At 39.1% G+C, this 25,862-nt stretch carries 30 protein-coding genes and 3 pseudogenes; 9 read left to right on the top strand and 24 right to left on the bottom strand.

Going from position 1 to position 25,862, the window contains the following annotated elements:
- Window positions 1–140 precede the first annotated feature (140 nt).
- The 7 genes and pseudogenes from MHB42_RS09210 to MHB42_RS09180 form a co-directional block, all read right to left on the bottom strand.
- A complete protein-coding gene (locus MHB42_RS09210) occupies window positions 141–635 on the bottom strand; it encodes an immunity 22 family protein (protein WP_340805635.1) in 495 nt (164 codons plus the stop codon).
- 4 nt (window positions 636–639) lie between these two features.
- Window positions 640–1,200 carry a hypothetical protein gene (locus MHB42_RS09205; protein ID WP_340805634.1) on the bottom strand — a complete coding sequence of 187 codons (561 nt, stop codon included), beginning with the start codon at window positions 1,198–1,200 and terminating at the stop codon, window positions 640–642.
- On the bottom strand, window positions 1,201–2,001 hold the full coding sequence (locus MHB42_RS09200) for a class I SAM-dependent methyltransferase (protein WP_340805633.1): 801 nt from the start codon (window positions 1,999–2,001) through the stop codon (window positions 1,201–1,203).
- Complete coding sequence (locus MHB42_RS09195; protein ID WP_340805632.1) at window positions 1,989–2,420, bottom strand: BrxA/BrxB family bacilliredoxin; 432 nt, start codon at window positions 2,418–2,420, stop codon at window positions 1,989–1,991. Before MHB42_RS09195 ends, MHB42_RS09200 begins: the two co-directional genes overlap by 13 nt.
- Window positions 2,421–2,635: 215 nt before the next feature.
- Window positions 2,636–3,193: a GNAT family N-acetyltransferase gene (locus tag MHB42_RS09190; RefSeq protein ID WP_340805631.1), complete on the bottom strand. Its 558-nt coding sequence runs from the start codon at window positions 3,191–3,193 to the stop codon at window positions 2,636–2,638.
- Window positions 3,194–3,340: 147 nt separating this feature from the next.
- A complete protein-coding gene (locus MHB42_RS09185) occupies window positions 3,341–3,904 on the bottom strand; it encodes a DUF4256 domain-containing protein (RefSeq protein ID WP_340808567.1) in 564 nt (187 codons plus the stop codon).
- 39 nt (window positions 3,905–3,943) lie between these two features.
- Window positions 3,944–4,222, bottom strand: a pseudogene (locus tag MHB42_RS09180) (RNA polymerase alpha subunit C-terminal domain-containing protein); the annotation flags it as partial.
- Window positions 4,223–4,839: 617 nt separating this feature from the next.
- On the opposite strand from MHB42_RS09180, the gene MHB42_RS09175 reads away from it, so the two are divergent.
- The gene (locus tag MHB42_RS09175) at window positions 4,840–5,355 is read left to right on the top strand and encodes a hypothetical protein (RefSeq protein ID WP_340805629.1); all 516 of its coding nucleotides are present in this window, start codon (window positions 4,840–4,842) and stop codon (window positions 5,353–5,355) included.
- Window positions 5,356–5,439: 84 nt separating this feature from the next.
- Here the strand turns inward: MHB42_RS09175 and MHB42_RS09170 are convergent, their stop codons facing one another.
- Both MHB42_RS09170 and MHB42_RS09165 read right to left on the bottom strand, forming a co-directional pair.
- On the bottom strand, window positions 5,440–5,982 hold the full coding sequence (locus MHB42_RS09170) for a hypothetical protein (protein ID WP_340805627.1): 543 nt from the start codon (window positions 5,980–5,982) through the stop codon (window positions 5,440–5,442).
- 415 nt (window positions 5,983–6,397) lie between these two features.
- On the bottom strand, window positions 6,398–7,348 hold the full coding sequence (locus MHB42_RS09165) for a bile acid:sodium symporter family protein (protein WP_340805626.1): 951 nt from the start codon (window positions 7,346–7,348) through the stop codon (window positions 6,398–6,400).
- 325 nt (window positions 7,349–7,673) lie between these two features.
- On the opposite strand from MHB42_RS09165, the gene MHB42_RS09160 reads away from it, so the two are divergent.
- The 3 genes from MHB42_RS09160 to MHB42_RS09150 all read left to right on the top strand — a co-directional run bounded on the left by MHB42_RS09160 (window position 7,674) and on the right by MHB42_RS09150 (window position 9,462).
- Window positions 7,674–8,270, top strand: coding sequence for a TetR/AcrR family transcriptional regulator (locus MHB42_RS09160; RefSeq protein ID WP_340805625.1), 597 nt, complete (start codon window positions 7,674–7,676; stop codon window positions 8,268–8,270).
- Between the two features lie 22 nt (window positions 8,271–8,292).
- Window positions 8,293–8,949 (top strand): CPBP family intramembrane glutamic endopeptidase, encoded by a 657-nt coding sequence (locus tag MHB42_RS09155; RefSeq protein WP_340805624.1) that lies wholly within the window; start codon window positions 8,293–8,295, stop codon window positions 8,947–8,949.
- A gap of 267 nt (window positions 8,950–9,216) precedes the next feature.
- Window positions 9,217–9,462 (top strand): hypothetical protein, encoded by a 246-nt coding sequence (locus MHB42_RS09150; protein WP_340805622.1) that lies wholly within the window; start codon window positions 9,217–9,219, stop codon window positions 9,460–9,462.
- Here MHB42_RS09150 and MHB42_RS09145 read toward each other — a convergent pair.
- Genes MHB42_RS09145 through MHB42_RS09130 form a run of 4 tightly spaced genes read right to left on the bottom strand, consistent with a single transcriptional unit; the run spans window position 9,459 to window position 12,321 of the window.
- Window positions 9,459–10,799 carry an ISL3 family transposase gene (locus tag MHB42_RS09145; RefSeq protein ID WP_063442827.1) on the bottom strand — a complete coding sequence of 447 codons (1,341 nt, stop codon included), beginning with the start codon at window positions 10,797–10,799 and terminating at the stop codon, window positions 9,459–9,461. The two genes, MHB42_RS09150 and MHB42_RS09145, sit on opposite strands and share 4 nt — an antisense overlap.
- On the bottom strand, window positions 10,789–11,424 hold the full coding sequence (locus tag MHB42_RS09140; RefSeq protein ID WP_063442832.1) for a CPBP family intramembrane glutamic endopeptidase: 636 nt from the start codon (window positions 11,422–11,424) through the stop codon (window positions 10,789–10,791). Before MHB42_RS09140 ends, MHB42_RS09145 begins: the two co-directional genes overlap by 11 nt.
- A gap of 17 nt (window positions 11,425–11,441) precedes the next feature.
- The gene (locus MHB42_RS09135) at window positions 11,442–11,738 is read right to left on the bottom strand and encodes a transcriptional regulator (RefSeq protein ID WP_063442839.1); all 297 of its coding nucleotides are present in this window, start codon (window positions 11,736–11,738) and stop codon (window positions 11,442–11,444) included.
- Window positions 11,731–12,321: a hypothetical protein gene (locus MHB42_RS09130; protein WP_231867620.1), complete on the bottom strand. Its 591-nt coding sequence runs from the start codon at window positions 12,319–12,321 to the stop codon at window positions 11,731–11,733. The genes MHB42_RS09135 and MHB42_RS09130 overlap by 8 nt, the downstream gene beginning before the upstream one ends.
- 525 nt (window positions 12,322–12,846) lie before the next feature.
- On the opposite strand from MHB42_RS09130, the pseudogene MHB42_RS20675 reads away from it, so the two are divergent.
- Window positions 12,847–12,960: pseudogene (locus tag MHB42_RS20675) on the top strand (excalibur calcium-binding domain-containing protein); the annotation flags it as partial.
- A gap of 140 nt (window positions 12,961–13,100) precedes the next feature.
- On the opposite strand, the gene MHB42_RS09120 reads toward MHB42_RS20675, so the two are convergent.
- The 3 genes from MHB42_RS09120 to MHB42_RS09110 form a co-directional block, all read right to left on the bottom strand.
- Window positions 13,101–13,979 (bottom strand): NgoPII family restriction endonuclease, encoded by an 879-nt coding sequence (locus MHB42_RS09120; protein WP_340805617.1) that lies wholly within the window; start codon window positions 13,977–13,979, stop codon window positions 13,101–13,103.
- A complete protein-coding gene (locus tag MHB42_RS09115; RefSeq protein WP_340805616.1) occupies window positions 13,949–15,208 on the bottom strand; it encodes a DNA cytosine methyltransferase in 1,260 nt (419 codons plus the stop codon). The genes MHB42_RS09120 and MHB42_RS09115 overlap by 31 nt, the downstream gene beginning before the upstream one ends.
- 141 nt (window positions 15,209–15,349) lie before the next feature.
- Window positions 15,350–15,769 (bottom strand): MarR family winged helix-turn-helix transcriptional regulator, encoded by a 420-nt coding sequence (locus MHB42_RS09110; protein ID WP_340805615.1) that lies wholly within the window; start codon window positions 15,767–15,769, stop codon window positions 15,350–15,352.
- Window positions 15,770–15,875: 106 nt separating this feature from the next.
- On the opposite strand from MHB42_RS09110, the gene MHB42_RS09105 reads away from it, so the two are divergent.
- Window positions 15,876–16,865 (top strand): YhdH/YhfP family quinone oxidoreductase, encoded by a 990-nt coding sequence (locus tag MHB42_RS09105; RefSeq protein WP_340805613.1) that lies wholly within the window; start codon window positions 15,876–15,878, stop codon window positions 16,863–16,865.
- A 180-nt stretch (window positions 16,866–17,045) separates the two neighbouring features.
- On the opposite strand, the gene MHB42_RS09100 is transcribed toward MHB42_RS09105, so the two are convergent.
- The 5 genes from MHB42_RS09100 to MHB42_RS09080 form a co-directional block, all read right to left on the bottom strand.
- On the bottom strand, window positions 17,046–17,600 hold the full coding sequence (locus MHB42_RS09100) for a DUF1697 domain-containing protein (protein WP_340805612.1): 555 nt from the start codon (window positions 17,598–17,600) through the stop codon (window positions 17,046–17,048).
- Window positions 17,597–18,631, bottom strand: coding sequence for a threonine aldolase family protein (locus tag MHB42_RS09095; protein ID WP_340805610.1), 1,035 nt, complete (start codon window positions 18,629–18,631; stop codon window positions 17,597–17,599). The genes MHB42_RS09100 and MHB42_RS09095 overlap by 4 nt, the downstream gene beginning before the upstream one ends.
- A 227-nt stretch (window positions 18,632–18,858) precedes the next feature.
- Entirely contained in the window at window positions 18,859–19,026 is a 168-nt protein-coding gene (locus MHB42_RS09090; RefSeq protein WP_340805609.1) for a hypothetical protein, read from the bottom strand.
- A 310-nt stretch (window positions 19,027–19,336) separates the two neighbouring features.
- Entirely contained in the window at window positions 19,337–20,545 is a 1,209-nt protein-coding gene (sstT, locus tag MHB42_RS09085) for a serine/threonine transporter SstT (RefSeq protein ID WP_340805608.1), read from the bottom strand.
- 211 nt (window positions 20,546–20,756) lie between these two features.
- Complete coding sequence (locus MHB42_RS09080; RefSeq protein WP_340805606.1) at window positions 20,757–21,593, bottom strand: aldo/keto reductase; 837 nt, start codon at window positions 21,591–21,593, stop codon at window positions 20,757–20,759.
- A 128-nt stretch (window positions 21,594–21,721) separates the two neighbouring features.
- On the opposite strand from MHB42_RS09080, the pseudogene MHB42_RS09075 reads away from it, so the two are divergent.
- The 3 genes and pseudogenes from MHB42_RS09075 to MHB42_RS09065 all read left to right on the top strand — a co-directional run bounded on the left by MHB42_RS09075 (window position 21,722) and on the right by MHB42_RS09065 (window position 23,707).
- Window positions 21,722–22,428, top strand: a pseudogene (locus MHB42_RS09075) (DNA alkylation repair protein).
- Between the two features lie 114 nt (window positions 22,429–22,542).
- Window positions 22,543–23,025: a DUF2975 domain-containing protein gene (locus MHB42_RS09070; RefSeq protein ID WP_340805604.1), complete on the top strand. Its 483-nt coding sequence runs from the start codon at window positions 22,543–22,545 to the stop codon at window positions 23,023–23,025.
- A gap of 94 nt (window positions 23,026–23,119) precedes the next feature.
- Entirely contained in the window at window positions 23,120–23,707 is a 588-nt protein-coding gene (locus MHB42_RS09065) for a copper amine oxidase N-terminal domain-containing protein (protein WP_340805603.1), read from the top strand.
- A gap of 32 nt (window positions 23,708–23,739) precedes the next feature.
- Here MHB42_RS09065 and MHB42_RS09060 read toward each other — a convergent pair whose 3' ends face one another.
- From MHB42_RS09060 to MHB42_RS09050, 3 genes are all read right to left on the bottom strand, one after another.
- Window positions 23,740–24,027: a hypothetical protein gene (locus tag MHB42_RS09060; protein WP_340805602.1), complete on the bottom strand. Its 288-nt coding sequence runs from the start codon at window positions 24,025–24,027 to the stop codon at window positions 23,740–23,742.
- Window positions 24,028–24,134: 107 nt separating this feature from the next.
- Window positions 24,135–24,911, bottom strand: a complete 777-nt coding sequence (locus tag MHB42_RS09055; RefSeq protein ID WP_340805601.1) for an N-acetylmuramoyl-L-alanine amidase — start codon at window positions 24,909–24,911, stop codon at window positions 24,135–24,137.
- Window positions 24,912–24,993: 82 nt separating this feature from the next.
- The gene (locus MHB42_RS09050; RefSeq protein WP_340805599.1) at window positions 24,994–25,815 is read right to left on the bottom strand and encodes a DnaD domain protein; all 822 of its coding nucleotides are present in this window, start codon (window positions 25,813–25,815) and stop codon (window positions 24,994–24,996) included.
- Window positions 25,816–25,862 lie beyond the last annotated feature (47 nt).

Here is a 25,862-nt window from a genome sequence, read left to right as displayed (position 1 = left end):
AAACCCTACCTTCTTTTGCGTCCTTGCAGCCCCAAAGCATGCGCCAGTGTGAATAAGTATCTACAAAAACAAAAAGCAGAATGCCAGATTACGGAAATATGCTACCTAAAATAGCACGTTTGTTATTATAGCATTATTTTTTATAAAGGTAAAGACATTTCCACAGCACCAAGAAAATCAATTTGATAGGCTTCATGTCGAACAGATGCAATATGCCCATCATAGTGACAATCGTATAAGATAATCACCGCATTATATGACTCAGGTAGCTTATTGCCCATTTTAGCGATGAAATTAGCTGTAAAGTGCTCGACATAGGAAAAATCAGGATGAATTAATTGTGAAAGCTCATTGGAGGGCGCTTTATAATAGAGTGCCTCACAAAAATCTTCATCAAATACTATGCCAAAATCATAGGTAAATTGATGATAATAGTCATCAAAAAGAGCTTTCAAGTCGCTCTCGTAAGCCCGACATTGATGTTCAGGCAAAAAAAGCTGCCCAAGCTTTTCAGCAAAAGCCTGATCTGTTTCCTCCCTGCCCTGATAAACAGTTGTTAAATATGTATAAAGCTGTACTTCACTATGAACCTTGCCCGCCCATATGGACACATAGCCATCCTTGTTATAATACATCGCCTCATTCCTTTCTCGAATAAATCAAGGCTCCTCCTGAACCCATCAGCATAAGGTGATTGCCTGATGGCGAAAAGCCACATTTAATGGCTCCATCCAAGCGCTGAAGGTCAATCGCTGTTGCCTGCTGTAAATATTGATAATGCGTTGTAAAAAGATAATCAAGCACAACTGTTGCACGCGGCCACCAAGGGTAAATCACCTCAACCTGCCAGCCATCTGCCGTTAGATGAATGCCATCTCCTGCCTCAAAGCCAAAAATTGAAATTCGTTGCTGTGATGATGGTAGCTGAAAAAATAAATAATCGTTACTAATGCAGCTATTGGTGAAATCTGCATCCCGCTCCCGATCAAGACGTTTACCTGTTATTGGCGCTGTCACACTATAGCCTGACCCACTAATTAACACTACATTTTCATCCTGATCCCATCCACAGGCAAATACCCCAGCGGCTGGAATAATCGTTTCATACACCCAAGGACTAGGGGGCTTCGTACAGTTTAATGACTGTGCTTTCGCAAGTAAGCCCAGCTCAAAAGAGGTTCTTATCTCATGCTTTGCCATCTAATTCCCCCTCGAAAGTTCTAAAACACCGTAATGAAATTTCGCCGTTGCTCGTTTATATTGCCGAAAATGATAGTTCGCAAACCATTCCGAGCGAAAATGTGCCTTTAATACTACACGCTTTCTCGCTACACGCCTCGCTTCCGCAACCCATTTATCCGTCAATGTAACATGCTCCCCAGCCTGTCGTAATGCCTGAAAATTATTCGCCTCTTCAATCGTTTCCTCAAACATCGGATCCATATAAACAACGTCAAACGATTGATCAGGCAATGCTTGTAAATAATGCACTGCCTCTTTTTGCACAACTTCAATCCGTCGCATACAGGCAGTTAATGGCAACTCCGAAATATCATAGCTTTGCATCCCCTGCTTGACGATAAACGCCACATTTGCATTTGCCTCTAGCCCGACAACACGCCCCGCTGCACCAACCGCATAAGCTGCCAGCATGGCATCCGCTGCTAGTCCCAGCGTGCAATCCAGCACCGTATCACCCTGCTGAAGCTGTGCCGCCGCTAAAAATGGCTCACGCTCCCCACGCGCTACTCGCTTTAAGCGAAACGCAGCCGAATTAGGATGAAAGAAAAACGGCTCCTGTGCACCATAGGCATAGTAATCATAGCGATTTTTTCCCGCAACGATTACATGTGCCTGTAATTCCTGCGACATCTTACGAATGGAGCGCTTTTTGCGTGGCTCAAACGCAGCACCTAATTCTTTGCATGCAAAAGCAGCGAGCGCCATTGATTCCTCGTCTGGTCTGCCCGCTGTCGTCACAATCGTTATTATTTCGCGCATGTTTGCTCTAGCACACCTGTTAAATGCGCCACAATTTGCTCCACAGGGAATCCTTCAATTTGCTCGCGTGGAATAAAGTACGCTAACTCCCCATCCTTTAAAATCGCCATCGATGGTGAGCTTGGTGGCACATCCTCAAAATAACCACGCATTGCCGCCGTTGCCTCAGGGTCCTGCCCCGCAAACACTGTCACAAGATGATCTGGCTTTACCGCCGCAATCGCCTCACGCGCTGCTGGACGCGCAAGCCCTGCCGCACAGCCACACACCGAGTTAATCACCACTAACGCCGTACCCTTTGCCTCCGCCATAAAGTCATTCACCGCATCAGCCGTTGTTAGCTCCGTAAATCCAGCCTCCACCAGCTCCTCACGCATCGGCTTCACGACCTGCTTCATATATTCATCATAAGCGTTCATCTCTTCGCCCTCTTTCATATGTATTCGCAACGCCTATTATAGCAAGGTTTTGTATGAAAGTATAATGTTTCGATTTTCAGTAGTTTCAGGATTTTGAAAAAGTAGTTGTGTGCGAAAATGCTCTTATGTATATGTCTAGAAGCCTACAACAATTATTTCGTGTAGCCCATAGCGACCGCTGTTTTTATTGCTGGGAGAATTTTTTGATAAGCCTTCTAGTATTCATTTTTCAATATTGAAAAGATGGCGAGGTCTACATATTTCCCTTTTTCAAATTCATGCTGTCTTAAAACACCCTCTTTAGCAAACCTTAACTTTTCCAATAATTTTATCGATGCTATATTTTCTGGCTCTATTTTTGCTTCGATTTTATTTATTTCCATTGCTGTAAAGGCAAAATGTATAATATTGCTTAAAGCCTCTTGCATTAGCCCTTTCCCCCAGTATTCAGGGTTTAAATCATAGCCGATTTCTATACGGTTATGCACTTTTTCATAATTCAAATAGCCACATGTCCCAATAACCTTTTTGGTCTTAGCCTCTTCAATGACCCACCTTAAACCAGTCTGCTCCCGAAAAATTTTATCATACCAGTTTAACTCAGCTATTGCATCTTCCGTTGCAGTAAATAATGTTAATGGAAGATACTTTACTACATTTTCATCAGCATAAAGCGCCAAAATATCTTGGCAATCATCAACTATTCCTTTTCGTAGGATAAGACGTTCTGTTGCTAATGTAGGAAAATCCTTAAATTCGAACTTTACATTCATCGTAACTCCTCTTTCATCGCAAATTCATATTTCATACTTGCAGCATAGCACTTAAAAGAGGCTGTCTGAATAGACAGACAGCCCTTACTTCTATAGCCATCCTTGTAGCTCCTGCCGTGGTTCCATTAAAATGCCACCAAACTATTGCTATACGTAGAGTGAGCCGCGGAAGCCTCGTGCAGCATAGTAGGAATCTGCGCCATTGTGATAAACAAAAACCGTATCATAGCGGCGATCACAAAAGATAGCTCCTCCGTGCTTTCGAATCGAATCAGGTGTTTGCACCCAGCTTGATGTTTTTAAATCGAACTCACCAAGCTGCTGTAATGCTCGGTATTGCTCCTCTGTTAATAGCTCGATGCCCATATCGGCTGCCATGCTAACTGCGCTGTTTTCAGGCTTATGCTTTTTGCGTGCCTCCAATGCTTTATGGTCATAACAAACACTGCGGCGACCTTTAGGGCTTTCTGCTGCACAATCATAAAAAATATAAGCATCCGCTCCCTCATCATAGCCGATAACATCAGGCTCGCCGCCCGTTTCCTCCATTTGATAAAGCGACCTTAGCTTGTCCTCATTCGCCTCAAGCTTTGCCTGCACCTTTGCCCACTCAAGCCCCTCATGACGGCTTGTATGTTTCTCAAAGCGTGCCTGTAAGGTTTGCAGTAATTGCTCGTGCTGCTGTGCTGATAGCTCTTTGCTGTTTGTCATCTTGTTTTTCCTCCTTGCAGTAGCTGGTTGAAATGATAATCCTTCTGCTTCTAGTGACGCCCTCATCACGGGTAAGGAAGCTGGACCAATCCCATGCAATTGTAAAATAGCCTTTTCTGTATACGTGGATAGCTTTTCCAAGGTAGCAATCCCCTCATGGAGCAGTGCATTTCTTGCAGGTGCACTAAGCTTTGATAGAAAGCCATCTTTTGGTTTATTTTCTTTGTCGCAAACAGGACAGCTTGGACAGTCCGTGCTTTTATAATACTGATGACCTTTGTCACAAGTTCTTAAGCTTTTTTCGGTTACCAAAACCATTCCTCCCTATTTATACTATAGCCTATTTTAACATATTTTACGGTCACAAGAGCTTTCGGCTTAGCTTAGAGTGCTTTAAATGTCAACATACATATTTCCAGAATAATGCTATTGCTTAACGTTTCTTTCATATAGCTCCCTAATGCTCTACCCTATCTAGTCTTTTCATTGTATAAGAGTTATGCGACCAACCCTAAGACGCATTTCCAGCAATACGAGCTGATACATGAAGAGCTATTCGGTAATTTTACAAAGGCAGTGACTGTCCTCTTTTGTTGTTCTACAGTTAGCTGTTCTAGTAATTGCTCATGGTGAAGCTTGACCATTAGCAGCACTATGCCTTCATTCGAAATAAATAGCTGCCTCTTCAATTGAGTTGAACAACACCTCCAAGAATTTCTGTAGCTGGTTGAAGATGAAATCTTTTATCTAATTGTCCCAAGAAGCAGCACGAATAGTAGTGAAAATTTATACCTTTCACAAGCATCACCCCTATTTTGTTATTTATTGCAATAGTAATGTTATTTCCATAATAAAAGTAACAAGTGTAGGGTGAATAACCATTTCCTCTTTCTATGCCTATACATACTATAGATGATAGGAAGGAGGGTTGACATATGTCATTTACCCGTAAAAATGAATGTTGCTGTGACGGTGCGAAAAATTATTATGCAAAAATTATTGCGACGTCCAATCCTGAGATGCCTCCTGCTGCTGATGTTCTTGGCTTTGGTTCATTAAGAGGTGAAACGGCTGAAATTGTTTTTCCTACAGCAACACCTGTACCATTTTCAGTCGCTGGACCTTTGCGTAATGTGAGCGTTAGCGGTACAGGTAATGAATTAGTCGTGATGGAAAGCGGTGTCTATCAAATTACAGTATCACTGAATGCCGTCGCTACATCCGAGCCTGACCCAACGCAATCTTTTTTTACAGCTAGTATTACCGTGAATGGCGCACCTATTTTTCTCCAAGGCTTAGCGCTTTTTAACGTTCTCAATAGAAGTAGTTCCACATTTGTTGTACAGGCAGAATTGGCTGCGGGTGATCAAGTGGGCGTTAGTGTATCCTCAAACTCACCACTTGCTGGCTATACCAATCGTTCATTGACGATTGTGCAACTGGGCCACTAATAAACAAATTTACCAATTAGCTATAAATAAAAGAAAGGGCTACGCAAAAAGATTTTCGCCTTTTGCATAGCCCCATTACATTTATTACTCTTTATATTCATCTGGATAAACGATTTTTTTAATGACTTCATCTGTTGCTTCGTCTGTAAAGCTCACTGTTACTTGATAATCCTCGACAGCAACACCATTAAATAATTGGTAGTACATGCCTGCTATCCCAAGCCCAAAGGATGCAATGGAATCAAGACCCTTGTCAAACTCTTCTTTATTTACCGCTAGCGTAAACTCTGAGAAGGTATCATTATAGGTTACATCTTTAATAGATTGAAAATCCTCACCCGTTTTCATATCCTCAATCGTTGCTTTAATGCCTTCCTTAATACCATTGAGCATTTCCTCATGTTCAGCTGTCGTCATTTTATATGTGACAGAACCATCATCGTTCTTGCTAACCTCTTTTATGCCGCTTTGTTTGGCACTTGCAATCGCCGCATCAATATCCTGTCCTTCAAAGAATGTTGCAGGAATCGTAACCTCTGCCAGCTCATCAGATTTTTTATCTTCACTACATGCAGCAAGTATAACCCCTAGCATAACTGTTAGTAATACTAGTAAAATTTTTTTCATCGATAAATCTCCCTTCTCCTTAACTATACATGGCGCATAGCGGAAATTCTATCATTACTTTTTCAAAGAATGCCCTCTACATACTGTTTCATGTTAGGGCAAGACTTTGAATGGCAACAAATATTGAAAATAAACATACAATTTACGTTGTTGTTGAAATTCTCTAATTGCTAAAACAAGCAGTGCCAGTCCCATAAAGAGAAGCATTAAAAAATTCAACTGGAAGTCCTTCATCACCAAGCAATAGCCTGCTGATGATCACAAATATCATATATCCATTACACTCCAGCGTAATTGTCCCTGACGCTAATGCGTTCGGATTTTTCGAGCTCCCTCGAAAAGCTCCTCAACATCTGCCGAGGCTTTTATTTTGATTCAGTGAGCGTTTGAACTCTACTAAACCAAAATAAAATTTTTAACAATACACACTCTCCTTCTCCTGTTTTTTCTCGATGATTTTACTAAAGACAGATGCTAATACTTGCTGGAAGAGCATCCCGAACACAACAGGCATCGCTACTTTCGATGGGAAATACGTGGTAGCAATAATTACGCCTACCGCAATATTGCGCATGCCCCCAATAAAAACAAATGTCGTCGTGATGCTTTGGTCTTTCCAAATCAGCCGCCCTAATAGCATCGTAAACATATAGCCTGAAACAGCAATGAAAAAGACAAGCGCAATGACGCCGACTAATTCCCATGTGATATTTCGTAAATATGGTGCAATGGCACTACTATTAATCATCACAATGCCAAAAAGGCTAAGCTTGGAAAAAGGTGCAAGCTTCTTACCATACTTTTGATGAATCGCACCCTTCGACAGTTCATTGCAGATGATTCCTACAATTGATGGCAATACAATCATCCATACTAAATCTAAAATCAGTGCGGTGCTATCAATCGTGATGGATTCACCGACAATGACATGTAGCAATGCAGGCATAACAATGGGCGCAATGAATGTATCAATTAAAATAATGGATAAACCAAGCGGTAAATTCCCCTTTGAAATGGTAATCCAAATGACGCTCGTCACCCCTGTTGGCACAGCAACAGCGAGAATAAAACCAATCGTTAAGAGATGATCATGAAAAATAATCGTGGATAAAAAATAAACCCAAACAGGCATAATAATATGTAAAAAAGCAATGCTAAAAAGGATGGTTTTTGGGTATTTCACAAATACTTTGACGTCTTTTAGATTCATGCTTAAGCTACTCACCAATGTCATAAAGGCAAATAGCCAGGATACCATAAATAATAAATGCTCGCCTATCTGTTCAAGAAGCACACCTATGACTAAGCTTAATGGCGTTAATACAGGCATCCATTTTTGGAAAAAGCGATTCAGTTTTTCTAACAATCTAAGGACCTTCTTTCTAATTTGCACATTTGCTAACGTTTCATTATACAACTAAATATCTCATGTTGCTAATTTACAAAGGAATATGCCCCTAATATGTATGGACAATCTTGATTTTTTAAGAGGCCCTACGCTTGTGGCTATCTAATTTATTTTACCATGGTGAAAATGCTGAAAGTATAAATAAGATGTTAAATTTTGCTATCTCTAATGTTAATACCACACTGATAGCAATACGATTAAAATTACCAAATAATTTGACAATATCTGTTTTTTATTTTATTTTTATATTGACTGATTAGTCAACCGAAAAGGAGTTGAGCTTATGCCAAGGACAGATATTCAAAACTTAGCTTTACGAGAACAACGACGGGAAGAAATATTACAGGCTGCTCTAAAAGTATTTGCTAGACGAGGAATGGTGGCGACAAAGATTAGTGATATCGCAAAGGAAGCAAATTTAAGTCATGGCTTAGTGTATCACTATTTTCAATCAAAAGAAGAAATTTTTACCCTCTTAGTGCAACGTGCTGCGGATAGCTCTGTACAAATTATCGAACAAGCCTATCTTCAAGCAGGTACACCTTTTGAAAAAATTACATGGATGACAGAGCAAATCCTCCATAGCTTAGCAGAGGGACAGCAAATTTTATTATTTTTAATTATGATTCAAGCAAGCACATCGGATGCTGTACCTGAAGAAGTAAAGCAGTTGTTCACTTCTAAGGAATTTAAATCACCTGTCCATTGCTTAATACCCTTAATTATGGAAGGTCAGCAACACCATGACATTATTTCAGAAAATCCATTGCAGCTAGCGGTTAGTTACTATGCCTTTATTCAAGGCTTTGCGATTAATAAGCTACAGTGGGCGCAATGTCCCCTTCCAGAAGCTGCATCTATTATGAAAATTTTTAAATAATGCCGAGGAAAAGAGGTCTATTATGACAAGCCATCATCCAAACGTGAAATTTTGGTGTTTATTCGCCTCCCCATTTCTTATTATACTACTAGGTTTTTTAACCGCTACAGTTTGTCATTCTTTTATTGGTGGATGGGCTTGGATTCCATTAGCCATTGTTTATTGGAGTTTATTAGGATTCGCTATTTATTTTTTCAAGGATACAAGAAATCTAGGCGATTGGTTTCAAAAATCAAGGAAATCTCCATTTTGGATAACCATTACTATGCTTATTGGTATGTTTCCCTTAACGATTCTTATGATGAATTATCATTTGTTTGAGTCGGCTTGGTTAATTTTTTATTGGCTCGTATTTGCCCTTATTAATCCTTGGTTTGAGGAATACTATTGGCGCGGGGTTTTGTTTGATCGCTTATTAACGAAATATCCAAAATGGTTTGTTATTTTCTATACAACCGCACTTTTTGTTATCAGCCATCCATTGATGTGGGGCGTATTTTCGTATGCAAGTCGATCCTATCATTTATATATTTATTTATCAGTAGCAGGTATTGTCTGGGCAATAACTTATCTCAAAACGCAAAGCTTACGGGCTATTATTTTATCTCACTTTATTGTAGATATCGGGAATCTAACGGTCTTAACCTTCTTAAATCTCTACATACCACCTACGATGTAATAGCTTTTACATTTAATTGTTTTTATTAATAAATCACTAAATATCATAGTAATTTAATGCCATCAATAAAAAAGCTCTTTTTAATTATGAAAAATTTCCCTATCATGTATGGACAATCCTCTATTTCCATCCTACTATAAGAAAGAGCCTATTTTATATTTTCATTGTTAAAATATTTTTAATAGGTAAATTTTTTTACCTCACTTGTAGTTATATTGACGCAGGACAATGTAAATAGGTCATCTTTATAAAAAGGAGAAATGTAAAATGGTTGTCTTAGATGTATTAGGAAGCCTTGCACTGCTTTTTGCGATAGGCTATCTTATTTATTTTATGATGATGAGGGTGCTTAAAAAGCATCGTACTTTTTCAAAAAAGCTCTTTTTCTCAACATTTGTTGGTAGTTTAGTATTAATAGCAATTTCCATGCAGTTTGATACTGTTTCTGGTGCACAATATCAGGAGCAAGTAGGTTTAAAGGGTAATCGGAAAATAGTGTGGAAAGAGGGTTAAAAAGAACCCTCATCTATAGCCTTGATCAGTGTGGAAAAGTCAGCACCATAGATTTCTTCATACACCCATTCATATTCTGGTTTTAACCAATTTGGCATTTGATCAGGCAACATTTTTCCGAAAGTAACTTCAACTTCTTTGAATTTCTTTTTCCTTTTGACTTTACGATAACCCTGTGTAAACAAAATCTTGGCTCTGAGGGCTTCAAAAGAGTAACCACGACCAATATGATTTATGGTCTTAATTAAGCGATTTAAGGATTCTGTATAGGCATTTGTGATAGGTGAAGTAAAATAGTTGAATATCTCTTCTTCCCAATTGGTCATAGCCTTAATGAGATCCTCGAAGTAGGTCATTAACTCTTTAGGTACATTTGAAAGCCATTCTTGATAAAGTTTATATGCTTCATCGACTGTTTTAGCTTCATAAATGTCAAAGAACTGTTCTTTGAGTTCATAGGCTTGACCAAGCAATGGGAACATATCAGTCCATACTTGCAGTTTTATTTGGTCATCAAAGTCGTTAAGGTCTTTACGCCTTGTCAGAAGCACATAACGGTCTCTCATAAGTTGCCTACGTTCTTTGGCTGATACATTTTGACGATTAGCCTTTCGTATCTTCTCTAAGGCTTCATTTGCCAATTTAACAACGTGAAACTTGTCGATAATTATTTTGGCGTGTGGAGCTACTATGTTAACTGCATCTTTGTAAGGCCTCCACATATCCATTGCTACAAGTTCAATTTTATCAATATCTTGAAGTTTTGATAGGTAACTGATAACCATATCCTTATTACGTTTTCGTAAAATATCAATTACTGACTTGTTTTCAACATCTGTGATGACACAACGATAGCTTTTAAGCAAGTGGACTTCATCAATTCCAAGCCATTTAGGAGTTCTAAAATCAGTTTGAACCTCAAGTTTAGCAACGTAGTCATTAAAGATGTTTCGTACAGTCTTTTCATCAACGCCAATCTCCTCCGCAACACTGGTAAACGTTTTTTCGAGACTTGCTTCTTGAATCCAATTTATTAGTCTATTAGTAACAGAACGATTGACATCCATATCTGGTAAATTTTCAAAAAACGTTTCATTACATTCCCTACATTTATATCGTTGGCGATTGACATAAATTCCGACACGTTTTGCATGCATTGGCAAGTCGAAAAATAGCTGTTGTTTCTTACCATGTTTATATAAATTTGCAACGGTACCACATTTTGGACAATGAGAAGGAGATAGAGTAGTAGACTCAACTAAGAATCTATAATCATGTTCACTTTCTTTCATATCCAGAATCTTAATGTTTGGCAGATTGAGCATATTAGTTGTCATGATTTCCGCTTTCTTTTACTCCGCTATTCCACTTTCCTGATATGGCGGAAAGTATAAGCCATGGTTCAATAAATAAATTAATTAATATATGAGCCACAATTGGTGCAAGTATATTACGATCAGCTATAATGTACAAAACGGCAAGTAACCCACCAAGAACTGTAGTTGACAATATCACTGGAAGACCAATTTTAAACTCCCCTCTAAGAAGAACCCATGCACCATGTGCTAAACCGAAGATAATGGCTGAGGCTAACACTTGTATGGTTATTGAATAGTCTAAACTCATTAGCCAATCCATTAGTATTTGCCTGAATAAAACCTCTTCTAAAGTACTAAAAATTAATGCAGCCCATATACCAATCACTTTAAGCCACGAAAATGTAAACAAGTGCTTACGAACAAAGGGAATAACTTTAGCAGTGTACATAATATAGCCAATTGCAATTACAAAAGTAAATATCCAAACTATAGGGTTATTAAACGCATCGGAATTAATTCCTAATCTATGCTCGATAAATTGTTGAGGGTTCCCTAAATACCAAAAGAAAACATGCACGGTTAAAGCAATGGATGGAATCCCTAAAAACAAACCTGTAATTCTTTCATCTTTTCGGTTATACATATATAACAACTCCCATGCTACTTATCTATATATAAAATTGATTCCAGTGATTTAATATATTCTCTATAAGCGTCTGTACCTATGTCTGTAACGGTTACAATTGTTTTAGGTTTTTTCTTTACGAATGTTTTTTTGATTTCTATATAATTTGCGTCTTCTAACTTTTGTAAATGAGAACCTAAATTGCCATCAGTGATTTCTAATGTTTTCTTTAGAAAAGTAAAATTGCACTCTCCATATGTCATCAGAAGACTCATAATTCCAAGCCTTACTTTTGCATGAATTAAATCATTCAAATGTTTTGGCTTACTCATTTTTAATCCCTTTTCTATTCAGCAAAATTCCAGTTAATAGTAGGCATCCTCCACCTAATATTGCAAAGATTATATACATATAATCTGATAAAAATGAGTAAGTAGCTGTTCCAAGGACAATCAACCATAAGCCCATAAAGAAGATTGTCCTTGTTAAAACAATACCCAATAATATATACAAAATAGAAATTAATAAAAAACTGTACAATGCAAGATGATGAAATGAAAGTGGCAATAATTTAGAGCCAATAAGAAAGACAAATATATAAAAGATAAACAAGAATCCAATCCATAACATTTTGAATTGATTGTTCAGGAATTTGGGCATAGGATAGTTCCTTTTTTGTCTTAAAAAGGTTATGCCAGAGAACAACCAACCAACTATTGCAAGTAAAATCCAAGTCATATTAATTACCGATATTGATCCAGTAGAACTAATTAAAAAGCCAATAATCCATACACAGCCCCAAACAATAAAGTATGGTGCTGCTTGTTTTCCATAATCTTGTTTGTGATTTATTAAAGTTTTTATATGGGATAAATTTTCTATAATTTCTTCTTTATCATTTTGATTTTTTCCCAATATAATTCCCTCCTCCAGAGTACTCTGCATAACAGAGTATAATACAATAGTATTTTAAAGTAAATAAGTTTTACTAAAAAGGACTACTTGGTTTTATGCCATACAATATAATTATGATAGTTTTTAAATTCCACACTATTATCCGTTTTATAATATGATAAAAATTATCTAACCATTATGGTATTCCACACGATAATCCGAATACCCGGTTTAAATAAAGATTTACAAGCACAGGTGGATACATTAACGAGTGAACTGAAGGGTGTTAAAGAGGAGCTAGCGCAGGCTTCCACAGCTAGTCAAAAAATAAAGGAAGCGGAAGACATGCAGCTTCAAGCATTCGAGGAAGAGAAAAAAATGTTGCAGGAGAAGCAACAGCAACTCCAAGAGCAGGTGACAGCATTACAAAAAGATAACGAAGCACTTACTACACAGCTTGCAAGTGCTCAAGCAGCCAATACAAATAGCAGCACATCAACAACAAGCCAAACAGAGGAAGTATCCTCAAGCTCTTCCCAACATGTCTTCTATAAAAACTGTAGCCAAGTGCGTGCAGCAGGAGCCGCTCCTATTTACAGCGGTGAACCGGGCTATGCTCGTCATCTTGACCGAGATGGTGATGGGGTTGGTTGTGAGTAAGTATTTTTATAAACATTTCTATGCATAAACAAAACAAGAAAAAACCGAACTATCATGGACTCTTCATTAGAGAATTTTTTCAGATGGTTCGGCTTTCCTTTTAATAAAACTATTTTTTCATTCTCTTTATACACATGCCTTTAGAATGATGCTGAAAATAGGATTGCATCTATATTTTTAGCTGGATTATTTGGATTAGGAATTTGTATACCTTCCATTGTTAAAATATTTTTCGATAAATATGGTTCTAAATTAGGTTTATCATGTATTTCTCTATATGTTTCTTTGTTCATCAATACATAGATATTTGTTTTTTCTGTATCTGTTTTGATATACGGACGGTACACAGCAGATGGATGTTCTATGCCCCACATACCTCTTATACGTAAATAAGTAATGCCTAATGGATCTACACGATTAACTCTACCAAGTTCTTTTGTTATCCCAAACTCGACACCTGGAATACTAGATACGCCTTCTTTAATTGTATTAGTGATTCGCTCATAAGTATCTTTGCTAGCTGCATAACAATCTCCATAGATTAACCACAAGCTATGTAAATGATTTTTGCTAACATTACCAATAGCATAAATCATATCCTTCTTTTTCCAGCCGCCAAATTCATCCTCACAACTCACACATTCTTTTTTTATTCTAATATCATTCGCATATAAATAATCTTTAGGAAAAGAACTGTTTAAGGCAATCCCATTTGTTCCTTTACCTTCAAATTTTTTTACCTCTATAGCTGGTCCATACCTTACCACAAAGTCAGGAGGATTGTTTGAATTTCCAAGATAACTAAATGTATTTTGATAAGCTTTTAACTTTTCATTCGTTAATTCTGTTTCTGCAGCTTCATTACAAAACGCATCTTTTACATAATATTCAAGCAGATCTCCTGTACTGTTAATTCGATTTTGATTAACGTGGTCAAGAACAATCGGCATTGTATTTTGTTGTCTTTTTAAAATATTAGCTAATGCAATTAAAACATTTGTAGTTGGTCTGAATGACATTTGTTCTCTCCTTTATCTTGTTGGTAAAACCACTCCGCTATTGGAGTTGCAATTGCTCTTGCCAATACAACAGGTACAGCATTCCCTATTTGTTTATAGATTTTATCCAATCTACCATTTTCAGACATTTTCAGGTTATCCCCATCACTAAAAGTAAACCAGTCAGGGAATGTTTGGATTCGAGAAATTTCTTTAATTGATAACCGACGATTATTTTCTTCTCCATCTGAAAAAATCCATTTATCTTTTTTTACTTTCTCCATTGGTAAGCCTGCTGGATGAATAGGTGCTTGTCGACCACTAGCTTGAATAGTAAAGCTTTGTTCATGCCACTTCTTTTTACGGTTACGACTTAGAAAAATAGTGGAATAAGAACCTGTAAAGTAAGGTCCTGGGTTAGATTCTAAGTCACCAATGGCTTCTTTTAAGGTCACGAACGGCTTTAATCCCTCTCCATGAGTCGCTTCAGGAAATTCATATTCATAGTTAATATCATTACGCACCCCAACTAAAAAAACTCTCTCACGTATTTGTGGTGCCCCATAATCTCTTGCATTAACTAATTTATGATACACACGATATCCTGCTGCCTCAAAGTCTTGTTTGATTTGTCTAAACACTTCACCTTTTCCAAGTGTCAGCATGCCTTTTACATTCTCCATAATGAAGAATTTAGGCTGTACTTGCATTAAACAACGAATATAGTGAATGTATAAAAAATTCCTTGGGTCATCTACTAATCTTGGTCCTGCCTCACTAAATCCAGGGCAAGGTGGTCCCCCTAATACAACATCAGCAGTTGGAAAATCTTTTACCTTGCGAATATCTTGTAAATGTATTAATACACCATTAGGAAAGTTATGTCTGTATGTTTCTAACGCTTCCTTAAAAATATCGTTAACATAAAGATGATGGAAAATACTTTTTTCTCTTACTCTGTTAAAATCAGCATAATTTGATAGAACAGAGTCTGTTTTATTTTTGCCTATAACTACATCTAATCCAGCTAGCTCCACACCTAAATCTAATCCCCCAGCACCAGCAAATAAACCAATAACGTTAACTTTATCTGTTTTGTAAACTAATTCACCTGCATCATAATCATTTATCGTAGACTGGTTTCGCACTTCTTCTTCTATTTTTTCCAAGAGTATTTTTTTTACATCATCAATATTATAATTTGGGGCTGGTTTAAATCTACCTCTACCACGTTCTTCAATTTTTAACATCAGTATAACTCCTTCTGTACATTTACTATGCACCATAATTATAACACTGATTTAATGAGAACTGATTATCTATTTATTTATTGAAAATTTCTAAAATATATTATAAACAATCACTCTGCAGTATAAATTAAATATCTTCAATTAAAATTCCGTATTAATCATTGTTACTAAAGCCTTTTTTAGCACCTCCTGCTCATGGCTTGATAAATGCTGGAAAGCTGTTGCATTCAATGCCTCTGTTGCCTTGTCGATTTTTTCCTTTAGCTCGTTTGCCTTTGGTGTGGCAACGACTAATACCGTTCGGCGGTTTTCAGGGTCAACCGAGCGCTCAATGAAGCCCGCCTTTTGCATTTTATCTAAAATACCAGAAACCGTTGGCGCTTCTAAATACAGCATTTCCCCAATTTGCTTAGGAAGCAGCTGCCCCTCATGCCATAAGCAATTTAATACACCGTACTGGGCTGGTGTTACCTCATACGCCTCTAATAGCTTGCTAAAATGTTTAAACACCTTATTTTGACTTGTGCTTAATAAAAAGTTTATACATTCCTGTAATTCCATGTAATCTCCTCCATCTTGACAATACCTATCTTATCATGATAACTTTTGATTGGAAATATTTCTGCATCAAAACTATTTTGCACTAAAATTAAAGGAGACGATTACTATGGATTCTTTTCAAGCACTAGTTGTCAAAGAGCAGGACGAGCAAATTATATATGAGGTAGATACTGTTACTTTGGACGATTTATCAGCAGGTGATGTGCTAATTCAAGTGGCATACTCCTCCATTAACTACAAGGATATGCTGGCGGTTCAGAAAAATGGCGGTGTGATTCGCAACTACCCAATGATTCCCGGTATTGATTTAAGTGGGACAGTCGTTCAATCGGCAGATGGGCGCTTTACAGCAGGTCAGCAAGTAATTGTTACAGGCTTTGCGATGGGTATGACGCATACAGGTGGATTTGCCAAATATGCGCGTGTGCCTGCTGAGTGGATTGTGCCGTTACCAGCGAATTTAGATTTACGAGAGGCGATGGTTTTTGGCACAGCAGGCTATACGGCGGCATTGTCGATTATCGCCCTAGAGCAGCATGGCATGAAGGTAGAGGATAATCCACGCATCCTTGTAACAGGCTCAACAGGCGGTGTTGGTAGCCTTGCTGTGCAGATGCTGACAACAATCGGCTATAGCAATATTGCGGCATTGGTGAGAAAAGAGCATCAAGTGGCTGTGGCACAGTCTTTAGGCGCAACGGATATTATTTTTGCTAGTGAGCTTGGTGATCTGAAAAAGCCATTACAACAGCAAAAATATGATTATGTATTGGATACAGTAGGCGGAGATGTTGCTGCTACAGTTATTCCACAAATTGCTTATGGCGGTAGCATTAGCATGTGTGGCAATGCTGGTGGGATTCAGTTATCAACGAATGTCTTACCATTTATTTTACGAGGCATTCAGCTTCTAGGCATTGATTCGGTTAATGTACCAATTGAACAACGAGCAGATGTGTGGGCAAAAATGGCAAACGATTGGAATATTGCTCACAATGCCTTAACAGAGGAAATTACACTGGAAGAAGTACCTCAAACAATTGATGCTATCAAAAATGGGCAGCACCTTGGTAGAACCATTGTTAATATGTTATAATGCATTTGAGAACCTCAAAGGGCATCAACCAATTCTGAAGCTGTAGTGTCTATGTTGACGCTACAGCTTTTTTCTATATGAACTAGTGGCTATCGTTACCCGCGATTGTTGAACTGTTACCCGCGTTTGAATAGTAAATACCCGCACTTTGATGTCAAATACCCGCGCTTCACTTGCTACTTAAATGCCATCAGCCATCGCCGCCAGCTTTGTGATTGTCTTCCAATTACGAACAGTTGCTGGAAGCTCTAGCTGATGGAGCTTTTGACTGAGTTTGGCATTGCGGACGCTTTCATAAAATAATAAATAAATATTTCTTCCCGCTATCACGCAGCGTTCCTTATCATTGGCATAGGCTAAAAAGGTTTCAGCACTTACCGCTGTTGGCGGCGCTGGCAGGAATGCAACATGAAGGCACTCTCCTATAGCGGTAGCACCTGCCGCTGCTATTTCCTCCGCTGAAAAAGGACATTCCTTCACAATTGCTTGAAATTCCTCAGCCGTTCTAATAATGACGGTGCTTGTAATAGCAAACACCTCCTGAATCGTAGCGTGAATTTGCTGTTGCAGCACAGCTTCACTTTCGCTTGATTCAAACAGTATATTGCCGCTTTGTATATAGGTTTGAATATTATGGAGTGCCAATGTTTGCAATGCCTCTCGTAATGCAGCCATTTTTATTTTATTATGCCCACCTACATTAATGCCTCTTAACAGTGCGATATATGTAGTCATAGCTGCTCAATCTCCGCGATAAGCTGATCCACATGCTCCTGCTTTGTTGCCCAGCTTGTACAAAAGCGCACAACAGTATGTGTATCACTATACGGCTCCCATATTGCGAAGGAGTATGCTTCACTTAATTTTTCTAAAATCGGCTTTGGCAAAATCGGAAATTGCTGATTTGTCTTGGAATCATAGCGCAATGTAAAGCCTTTAGCAACAAATGCCTGACGTATTTGCATGGCCATTGCTACAGCATGATGAGCAATATCCAAATATAGCGTATCTTCAAATAATGCTTCAAATTGAATGCCTAGCAGGCGACCTTTGGCAAGCAGCCCGCCTCGTTGCTTCATCATATAGCGAAAATGTGCTTGATAGGTAGGATTCATAATCACAACAGCCTCACCAAACATTGCGCCCAGCTTTGTGCCTCCAATATAAAAAACATCACAAAGCCGAGCAATATCCGCTAAAGATAAATCATTTCCCTGCGCAACAAGCCCGTAGCCCAAGCGTGCGCCATCTAAAAATAATGGCAAGCCGCAAGCACGACACATTTCGCTAAGGGCTGTTAGCTCTGCCTTGCTATAGGTTGTGCCATTTTCTGTAGGATGCGATATATAGACTAAGCCTGGCTGTACCATATGCTCATGTGTGCTGTCCTGCCAATGCCCATCATAAAGGGCTTTTACCTGTGCAGCGGTAATTTTGCCATCATCGCTAGCAATGGTTAAAACCTTATGACCTGCTGCTTCAATAGCCCCTGTTTCATGCACGGCAATATGACCTGTATTAGCAGCGATCACCCCCTGATAAGGTCGCAAAATTGAGGCAATCACAGTCGTATTAGTTTGTGTGCCTCCAACTAAAAAATGAACAGCCGCATGCTCTGCCCCAATTGCTTGCTGAATATAGGCTCTCGCTTTTTCGCTATGCTCATCCATACCATAGCCTGGTGATTGCTCCTCATTTGTGGCAACTAAACGCTGTAAAATTTGTGGGTGTGCGCCCTCTGCATAATCATTATCAAATCGTATCATCGTTATTCCCTCCAGCATTTCTCTCTATTTTTTCATCTTACGCTATCTGTCAGCAAATATCGATTCTTTTTGCTATGATAGGCTTTGTGTATGTATGGATTGCTGGCATCAGAATCGCTAGCCACATGATGAGGAAAATGTCATGATAGCTGATTTTTGGCTACTCGCTCAATAAAATTAGGCTATCGAGAAGGTTGCGACGTTCTCCATAGCCTTTTACGTTATATTTATTTTTTACGTGCTGAGGATTTTTTCGAATCGTTATGGTTATCTGCATTGTTCTTTTGCTCCTGTGTTAACGCATTATCTTCACGCACATCTAGATCATCTGGACTTAAATCCATCGCCAATTCTGCCAGCTCCGACTCACGCTTATATTGCTTTCCCTTTGTCACATCATCACCTCCAAGTAGTATTACCTTGCCCGATTTGCGCTCATCTATTCCCAATTTTCGTTGTTACATTGGGTTGCTTTGCGAATTTCGTTTGTCAACGCTCTGTCAGCCTGCTTACTGCGATAAACTATCCATTTCAAGTAAAATTTAACATTACAGTAAAATGCTATAATGGATTGCTGTTGCAACTATTTTAGTGTAGTGTTTGTCTGTGGGCTTTTTTCTTTATAAAAGGAGAAAAAATGCTAAAAGGAATTGAGAACTTCTCAATTCCTTTTAGCTACCATCAGCAAAGATGTTTGTCATTATATTATTGTTGTCGTTCCTTTGCATACTCCGCAGCCGCTGTAAAGACAATGTCTGATGATGAGTTCAACGCTGTTTCACAGGAATCCTGTACAACGCCGATAATAAAGCCAATTGCTACAACCTGCATCGCAATATCATCCGAAATGCCTAATAAGCTACAAGCAAGCGGAATTAATAATAAGGAGCCGCCCGGCACACCTGATGCACCAGCCGCTGATACCGCTGCTAGTACCATTAAAATTACCGCTGTTAAAATATCTACTTCAATGCCGAGCGTATGTGCTGTTGCCATTGTTAACATCGAAATCGTCACAGCCGCTCCCGCCATATTAATTGTTGCGCCTAATGGAATGGATACTGCATATGTATCTTTATTGAGCTTTAGCTTTTCAGCTAACGCCATATTGACTGGAATATTGGCAGCCGAGCTACGTGTAAAGAATGCCATTGTGCCGCTTTCCTTTAAGCATGTTAATACAAGTGGATATGGGTTGCGACGTGCCACCACAAAAACCATCAATGGATTGACCACTAAAGCGATAAAGAACATTGTTGCCACTAAAATAATAATTAATCGTCCATACTCTGCCAATGCCGATAAGCCTGTTGATGAAATAATATCAAAAACAATTCCCATAACCCCAATAGGTGCTAAGCTAATAATCCATTGCACAATTTTTGTTACAGCATCTGATACATTGCTAAGCATTGTTTTGGTTGTGTCACTAGCTGCCTTTAATGCAATCCCAAATAACACTGCCCATGCTAAAATACCAAGATAATTCGCATCCATAATGGCACTAACAGGGTTGGATACAATATTAAATAAAAGTGACTCTAATACTTCTGTAATCCCACTTGGTGGAGCAACTTCCTCCGCACCTGTTTTTAATGTGAGCGTTGTTGGGAATAAAAAGCTGACAATAACCGCTACTAATCCTGCTAAAAATGTACTTGCTAAATAGAGCGCAATCACCATCTTCATATTTGTTGCCTTGCCACTCACATGGGATGCCAGTGCATTAATCACTAAAATAAATACAAGGACAGGCGCAACAGCCTTTAATGCCCCTACAAATAGCGTTCCTAAAATGGACACGCCACTTACTGCCTCTGGAACCGTTACTGCTAAAAGTATACCGACAATAATCCCCACCACAATGCGACTAACGAGATTGATACGGTTCCATGTTTGAAATAATGCCTTCATTTCCTTCCTCCACAATCCTTAGATGTATAATTATTTTATTGTAAAATAATCATACAATGTATATCACAATAATACAACTGTATTTTCTAAAAAAACAAAAGTGTTGATATATAATATTTAAAATATATTTTATTTTCTGAATATATTATTATATAGATAATATTAAGTAAGCAGCCTCCCCACTCAAAGCTATTGAGTGAGAAGGCTGTTTTTAAAACTCCTCGTATTCGGCAGGGTCTTGATTGTTAATGCGACCTGCTGCGCTTGTCAGGGAGGAGATTACTTGCATCTCCTGTTCATTTAATGCAAAATCAAAAACTTGGAGATTTTCAAGCTGGCGTTTTGGTGAAGCTGATTTTGGTAATGGCACAGTGCCTAGTTGAATATGCCAGCGTAAAATAATTTGACCAGGTGTTTTGCCGTGTTGATGGGCAAGCTGGAGTAGTTTTTCGTCTTGTAGCACAGTGCCTGAGCGCTCCAGCGGGCTCCATGCCTCTGTCACAATGCCGTGTGATTGGTTATAGGCAAGCTGCTCGACCTGCGAAAAGCGCGGATGTAATTCAATTTGATTGATGCTTGGGGCGACACCTGTTTCCTGTACTAAACGATCAATATGCTCCGCATTAAAATTACAGACGCCGATGGAGCGCACTAAGCCCCATTTTTTGGCGTCAATCAATGCTTGCCAAGCCTCGACATACAAATCCTGCTTTGGATTTGGCCAATGAATTAAATACATATCTACATAATCGACATGTAAGCGATACAATGATTCCTGAATGGTTTTTAATGCCCGATCATAGCGATGATGTCTGCCAGGCAGCTTAGATGTTACAATAATTTCCTCTCTAGCAACAGAGCTTCTGCGAATCGCCTCACCAACTGCTCCTTCATTTTCATAATTAAAGGCCGTATCAAGCAGGCGATAGCCATTGTCTAAGGCACTTTGGATAGCCGCTACACCTTGTGCGCCATTTAATGCATATGTGCCGAGTCCTATACTCGGAATTTGTAGCCCATCATTTAATGTAATTGATGGAATTGTCATACTATCACTCCTTCTGCTTTTTCTCTAACACTACCATAAGCTTACTATTCAAATAAAGCGCAAGCCATGACAAATAGGTACTTCTTATAGGATAATTAGTAGTAATAATAAAAAGGATGTGTGAATCAATGGACGCAGCAACAGTGATGCAGGAGCTAGAGGCTCTGGGCAAGGAGCGCACGAAAAAAATGTATCTATCAAATGGGCGCAGGAGCCATTATTTGGTGTAGCAACAGGTGCAATGAAGCCTCTCGCAAAGCAAATAAAGATTAATCAAGCTTTAGCAGAGGAGCTTTATGCAACAGGCAATTATGATGCTATGTACTTTGCAGGGGTAATTGCAGACCCGAAGGCAATGACAGCGGCAGATTTTGACCGTTGGATGGACGGGGCTTATTTTTATATGCTGTCGGACTATGTGGTAGCCGTTACATTGGCGGAAGCACCTATTGCACAGGAGGTTGCGGATGCATGGATTGCAAGCGGTGATGAGCTGCGCATGTCAGCGGGCTGGAGCTGCTACTGCTGGCTAATTGGCAATCGCAAAGACCATGAATTTTCCGAAAGCAAGCTTGCCGCTATGCTGGAAACGGTGAAAAATACGATTACTGAGGCGCCTCCACGTACACAGTCAGCCATGAATACGTTCCTCTATACGGTTGCTATTTCCTATGTGCCGCTTCATAAGCAGGCTGTCGCAACAGCACAAGCAATCGGACCAGTGGAAATGAAGCGTGACAATAAAAAAAATGCCACTCTCCATGCCTATGAAACGATTCAAAAGGATATAGAACGAGGCAGAGTTGGCTTTAAACGCAAATATGTAAGATGTTAAACGACAGGCATTGATCCGTAATGGATTGATGCCTTTTTGTTTTGCAATATTTTTTTATTGATAAACGATAAATTTTGTTTTAAAATCAATCTATCACAAAATAAACGAGGTGTTATGATGAAACGTCAACAAGGAGCGCTTCTGTTCTTAAAGGGTGTTGTGATCATGCTAGGTGTGGCTGCTTTGGCTGTAGCGCTATTTGGATTACCAGAAATAGCAAGGAAAGATGCCGCAGCACATCCTGATACAACCTATATATCCTATCTTTTTTTACTGTATGCATATATGCTCTGTGTGCCATTTTTGATAGCACTGTATCAAGTCTATCTGCTATTCACAAATATTAGTCGCAATCAAACATTTTCTGCCTCCTCTATAAAGGCTTTAGTCAAAATTAAACATTGTGCACTCAGCATCGTGCTACTTCTTGTAGCAGGCATTGTGACATCGCTCATTGTCTTTTATGGCAAAGAAGATATGACAGCTATTGTGATGCTGGCGCTTATCAGCATTTTGGCAACAAGCATTGTCGCAGCCTTTGCCACGGTGCTTCAGCGGCTATTCCAACAAACCATTGACAATCAATTTATTGTCTAGATAGCTGCATATTCATTTATTTACAATAAAAATATATCAAATTCCATTTTTTAATAGTATAATGCTTACATATTTTAAAAATTGGAGGATAACTATGAAAAAATTGGTTTTATTGATGGCAATGCTTACAGTATTTTTGACAACAGCCTCTATTGCTGAGGCGCATCCAGGACGTTTAGACAGCAATGGCGGTCACAACTGCTCCGACAAATCCAAGGCAAAGGGGCTTTGCTCTGGCTACCATTACCATAACGGTGATGCTGGAAATAGTCATAGCCACAATCCGCAGCCACCAAAGGCGACGCCAGCTCCAGCACTTACAAAGGTTGCCGTTTACCTAAATAACACAAAGCAAAACTATGCACCTGGCGCTTATATGAAAAATGGCACAACATTAGTACCAATGAAAGCTATTTTTCAATCACTTGGCGCAACAGTTTCTTATGAAAATGCAACAAAAAAAGTAACTGCCATCAAGGACAATAAAAAAATTGTCATTGGCGTTGGCAATAAAGTCGCATATGTTGATACAAATGGCGCAACATCTACCATTACACTTAATCATCCTGCTGAAATTTATCAAGGAACAACAATGGTGCCACTACGCTTTGTCAGCCAAGCACTCGGTGCAAATGTCACATTTGATGAAGCAACATTAACAGTTCATATTGCAACAAAATAGCCTTACCCGCGATCAAAAAAAGCAGCGTCCTTTTATGGATGCTGCTTTAAGTCAAATTGGTATTGCTTATTAATTTTTTGCGCGATTGTTTCTAAAAATAGGGCGACTGTCATATTTTCAACTTCATTGGTATACCATGCTAGCTTAGCTCCGTAGTTTTTGCGATTATAATTCACCTTTAGCGGCCAGAAATTTTTTGTTGCATACGTGTAATCAAACTTTACATAAAGCTGTTTGCCATTGGGACACTCCATCACAACTTGATATAATGGTTTTTTTCTTGCTTGTTCCAACTTTACCTTTTTAATTTTGGTTAACATCGAAACATCTCCTCTCTTATACCTTATTCGACAAAAATTTTCAAAGACCTTTATTTATTAAAAAAAGGATAAAGCTTACGATTCTAACAAGCTTTATCCTTCTTCGATTAATCGGCAATAAATTTATCGTAATAACGTTTAAGAATCGTTGCCATTTGTTCGCGCGTTAACACGCCTGCTGGATTCATATTTTTACTACCATCTCCTCGAATCAATCCTTCCTTCACTGCCCATTCCCATGCCTCTTTATGCGATGCACCTACATTTTGATTTGACTGGATGCTCGCTTTTTCTACAAGTAAGCTTTTTAAGGCTGCGATTTCCTGCTTTAGCTCATTGTACTGTGACAATGTTAATCCCCCCTCAAGTCCATATTGAATATCTTGTCGGAACTGCGCCTCAGAAATCCCCATGCTCCCTAAGTAACTAAATGGATCACGGTGCGTTGTACCACCTAAATTGTCAGTAATCCAGCGATGTGATTTAATGCCATTCCCATTGCCATCTAATATCGTCGGAACGCCTGCCTCTATCGCCAGCTTGCGTAAGAGCCAAATATATGCCGCATAATCCTTTTGAAACTGCTCCTTGTCAGATGTTCGTGCCAGTTCCACCTGTGCATAGCTATAAGGATTTCCCTTTGGACCACAGCCATATTGCACGCGATTAACAGGTGCGACTTGGACAATCCGCCCACCATCGCCAACCCAGTGGGACACAAAGGCATTCGCTTTATTGCGCCTCATATACGCAATCTCATTTTCTAATGCATTTGGCCCTGTATTACTAGGATTGCCTGATTCATGGGCGACAATATATTTAATCGCGGTGAGCGGTAGATTCGGCAAGCCAGACATCAACTGCTTTTCAATAATATAGCTCAATCTCCGTCCCTCCTTTCCTTTATTTTTCGTGAATACAAAGCTATTCACTTACTTTTAATAAATGCACGTAAATCTATATTTTCTAGTTAATTGTGCTTTCGCTCCTTTCTTTTACATCCTCTAGCATCGCCAATATTTTTTGACGCTCTGCTGCAAAATCAATGGTGGATGGCTGTTCCTCCTGCTGCTGATGACGCTGGTAAAACCACTCTGGCACCACCTCACGCCTTTGCCCTCTCCTAGATGCTTGAAATTGCTGTCTATCTGCTTGAATGTCCGCCATATTTTTTAGCTTTTTCGCATGCCAGTTTTGCAAAATTTTTTCGACATAGCGCCAGCGTAGCACATTATTTTCCACAGCAAGCTGCATCGCATAGATCATGATCTCCTCTGAAAAAATCGTTAGCCAGTGATGCATTTGGGTTGTAATATGGGCTGAACGAAAGCCAAAGCCCTGCTGCTCATAAAATTGATAAACAGCAGTAGGTGCTTGCTGATTATCTATCTTTTTTAGTAACTGGTTAGTTAGTAATTGATTATTTAGTAGTGGCGGCTTTTCCATTGGTGGTAATGCCGTGGATGGTTTTCCCGTTAACGGAATGGCAGCATGAGGCGGTGCTTCAAACACAAAAAGCTCCACCCTGCTAAACTTTCCCTTCGCCGTCCTTGACTGCTCCTTTTGCAAATAGCCTGCCTGCATAAGCTCTTTCACAATATTGGTGGTTGCCTCCCGTCCGCATTTACTGCGCGTTGCTAAATCTGCCATGCAAAATGACCAATCATCGGGCAATGACAGCATATACGCAAGCAGCCCCTTTGCCTTCCAGCTTAAGCGTGGATCATTTAAAAAGCCCTTATCTAACACAACAAAATTGCCCTTTTTCGGCACTCGATAAATAGCCATCGCCATTCCCTCTTTCCGCTTTATTTGTTATATACAAAAAAATGCAG

The sequence above is a fragment of the Lysinibacillus sp. FSL K6-0232 genome, assembly GCF_038008325.1.
Taxonomy (GTDB): Bacteria; Bacillota; Bacilli; order Bacillales_A; family Planococcaceae; genus Lysinibacillus.
The sequence above is the reverse complement of the archived record's forward strand: the minus strand, read 5'-3'. Positions and strand labels throughout refer to the sequence as shown.

Bases quoted from the DNA above. Each gene is read 5' to 3' on its own strand.
- MHB42_RS09065 (WP_340805603.1), top strand. From the start codon at position 23,120: ATGAAAAAATTGGTTTTATTGATGGCAATGCTTACAGTATTTTTGACA.
- MHB42_RS09080 (WP_340805606.1), bottom strand. From the start codon at position 21,593: ATGACAATTCCATCAATTACATTAAATGATGGGCTACAAATTCCGAGT.
- MHB42_RS09060 (WP_340805602.1), bottom strand. From the start codon at position 24,027: ATGTTAACCAAAATTAAAAAGGTAAAGTTGGAACAAGCAAGAAAAAAA.
- MHB42_RS09150 (WP_340805622.1), top strand. From the start codon at position 9,217: ATGGTTGTCTTAGATGTATTAGGAAGCCTTGCACTGCTTTTTGCGATA.
- MHB42_RS09140 (WP_063442832.1), bottom strand. From the start codon at position 11,424: ATGTATAACCGAAAAGATGAAAGAATTACAGGTTTGTTTTTAGGGATT.
- MHB42_RS09170 (WP_340805627.1), bottom strand. From the start codon at position 5,982: ATGAAAAAAATTTTACTAGTATTACTAACAGTTATGCTAGGGGTTATA.
- MHB42_RS09210 (WP_340805635.1), bottom strand. From the start codon at position 635: ATGTATTATAACAAGGATGGCTATGTGTCCATATGGGCGGGCAAGGTT.
- MHB42_RS09120 (WP_340805617.1), bottom strand. From the start codon at position 13,979: ATGTCATTCAGACCAACTACAAATGTTTTAATTGCATTAGCTAATATT.
- MHB42_RS09100 (WP_340805612.1), bottom strand. From the start codon at position 17,600: ATGACTACATATATCGCACTGTTAAGAGGCATTAATGTAGGTGGGCAT.
- MHB42_RS09095 (WP_340805610.1), bottom strand. From the start codon at position 18,631: ATGATACGATTTGATAATGATTATGCAGAGGGCGCACACCCACAAATT.
- MHB42_RS09185 (WP_340808567.1), bottom strand. From the start codon at position 3,904: ATGACAAACAGCAAAGAGCTATCAGCACAGCAGCACGAGCAATTACTG.
- sstT (WP_340805608.1), bottom strand. From the start codon at position 20,545: ATGAAGGCATTATTTCAAACATGGAACCGTATCAATCTCGTTAGTCGC.
- MHB42_RS09145 (WP_063442827.1), bottom strand. From the start codon at position 10,799: ATGACAACTAATATGCTCAATCTGCCAAACATTAAGATTCTGGATATG.
- MHB42_RS09160 (WP_340805625.1), top strand. From the start codon at position 7,674: ATGCCAAGGACAGATATTCAAAACTTAGCTTTACGAGAACAACGACGG.
- MHB42_RS09110 (WP_340805615.1), bottom strand. From the start codon at position 15,769: ATGGAATTACAGGAATGTATAAACTTTTTATTAAGCACAAGTCAAAAT.
- MHB42_RS09155 (WP_340805624.1), top strand. From the start codon at position 8,293: ATGACAAGCCATCATCCAAACGTGAAATTTTGGTGTTTATTCGCCTCC.
- MHB42_RS09070 (WP_340805604.1), top strand. From the start codon at position 22,543: ATGATGAAACGTCAACAAGGAGCGCTTCTGTTCTTAAAGGGTGTTGTG.
- MHB42_RS09190 (WP_340805631.1), bottom strand. From the start codon at position 3,193: ATGAATGTAAAGTTCGAATTTAAGGATTTTCCTACATTAGCAACAGAA.
- MHB42_RS09135 (WP_063442839.1), bottom strand. From the start codon at position 11,738: ATGAGTAAGCCAAAACATTTGAATGATTTAATTCATGCAAAAGTAAGG.
- MHB42_RS09105 (WP_340805613.1), top strand. From the start codon at position 15,876: ATGGATTCTTTTCAAGCACTAGTTGTCAAAGAGCAGGACGAGCAAATT.
- MHB42_RS09115 (WP_340805616.1), bottom strand. From the start codon at position 15,208: ATGTTAAAAATTGAAGAACGTGGTAGAGGTAGATTTAAACCAGCCCCA.
- MHB42_RS09195 (WP_340805632.1), bottom strand. From the start codon at position 2,420: ATGAACGCTTATGATGAATATATGAAGCAGGTCGTGAAGCCGATGCGT.
- MHB42_RS09205 (WP_340805634.1), bottom strand. From the start codon at position 1,200: ATGGCAAAGCATGAGATAAGAACCTCTTTTGAGCTGGGCTTACTTGCG.
- MHB42_RS09200 (WP_340805633.1), bottom strand. From the start codon at position 2,001: ATGCGCGAAATAATAACGATTGTGACGACAGCGGGCAGACCAGACGAG.
- MHB42_RS09050 (WP_340805599.1), bottom strand. From the start codon at position 25,815: ATGGCTATTTATCGAGTGCCGAAAAAGGGCAATTTTGTTGTGTTAGAT.
- MHB42_RS09175 (WP_340805629.1), top strand. From the start codon at position 4,840: ATGTCATTTACCCGTAAAAATGAATGTTGCTGTGACGGTGCGAAAAAT.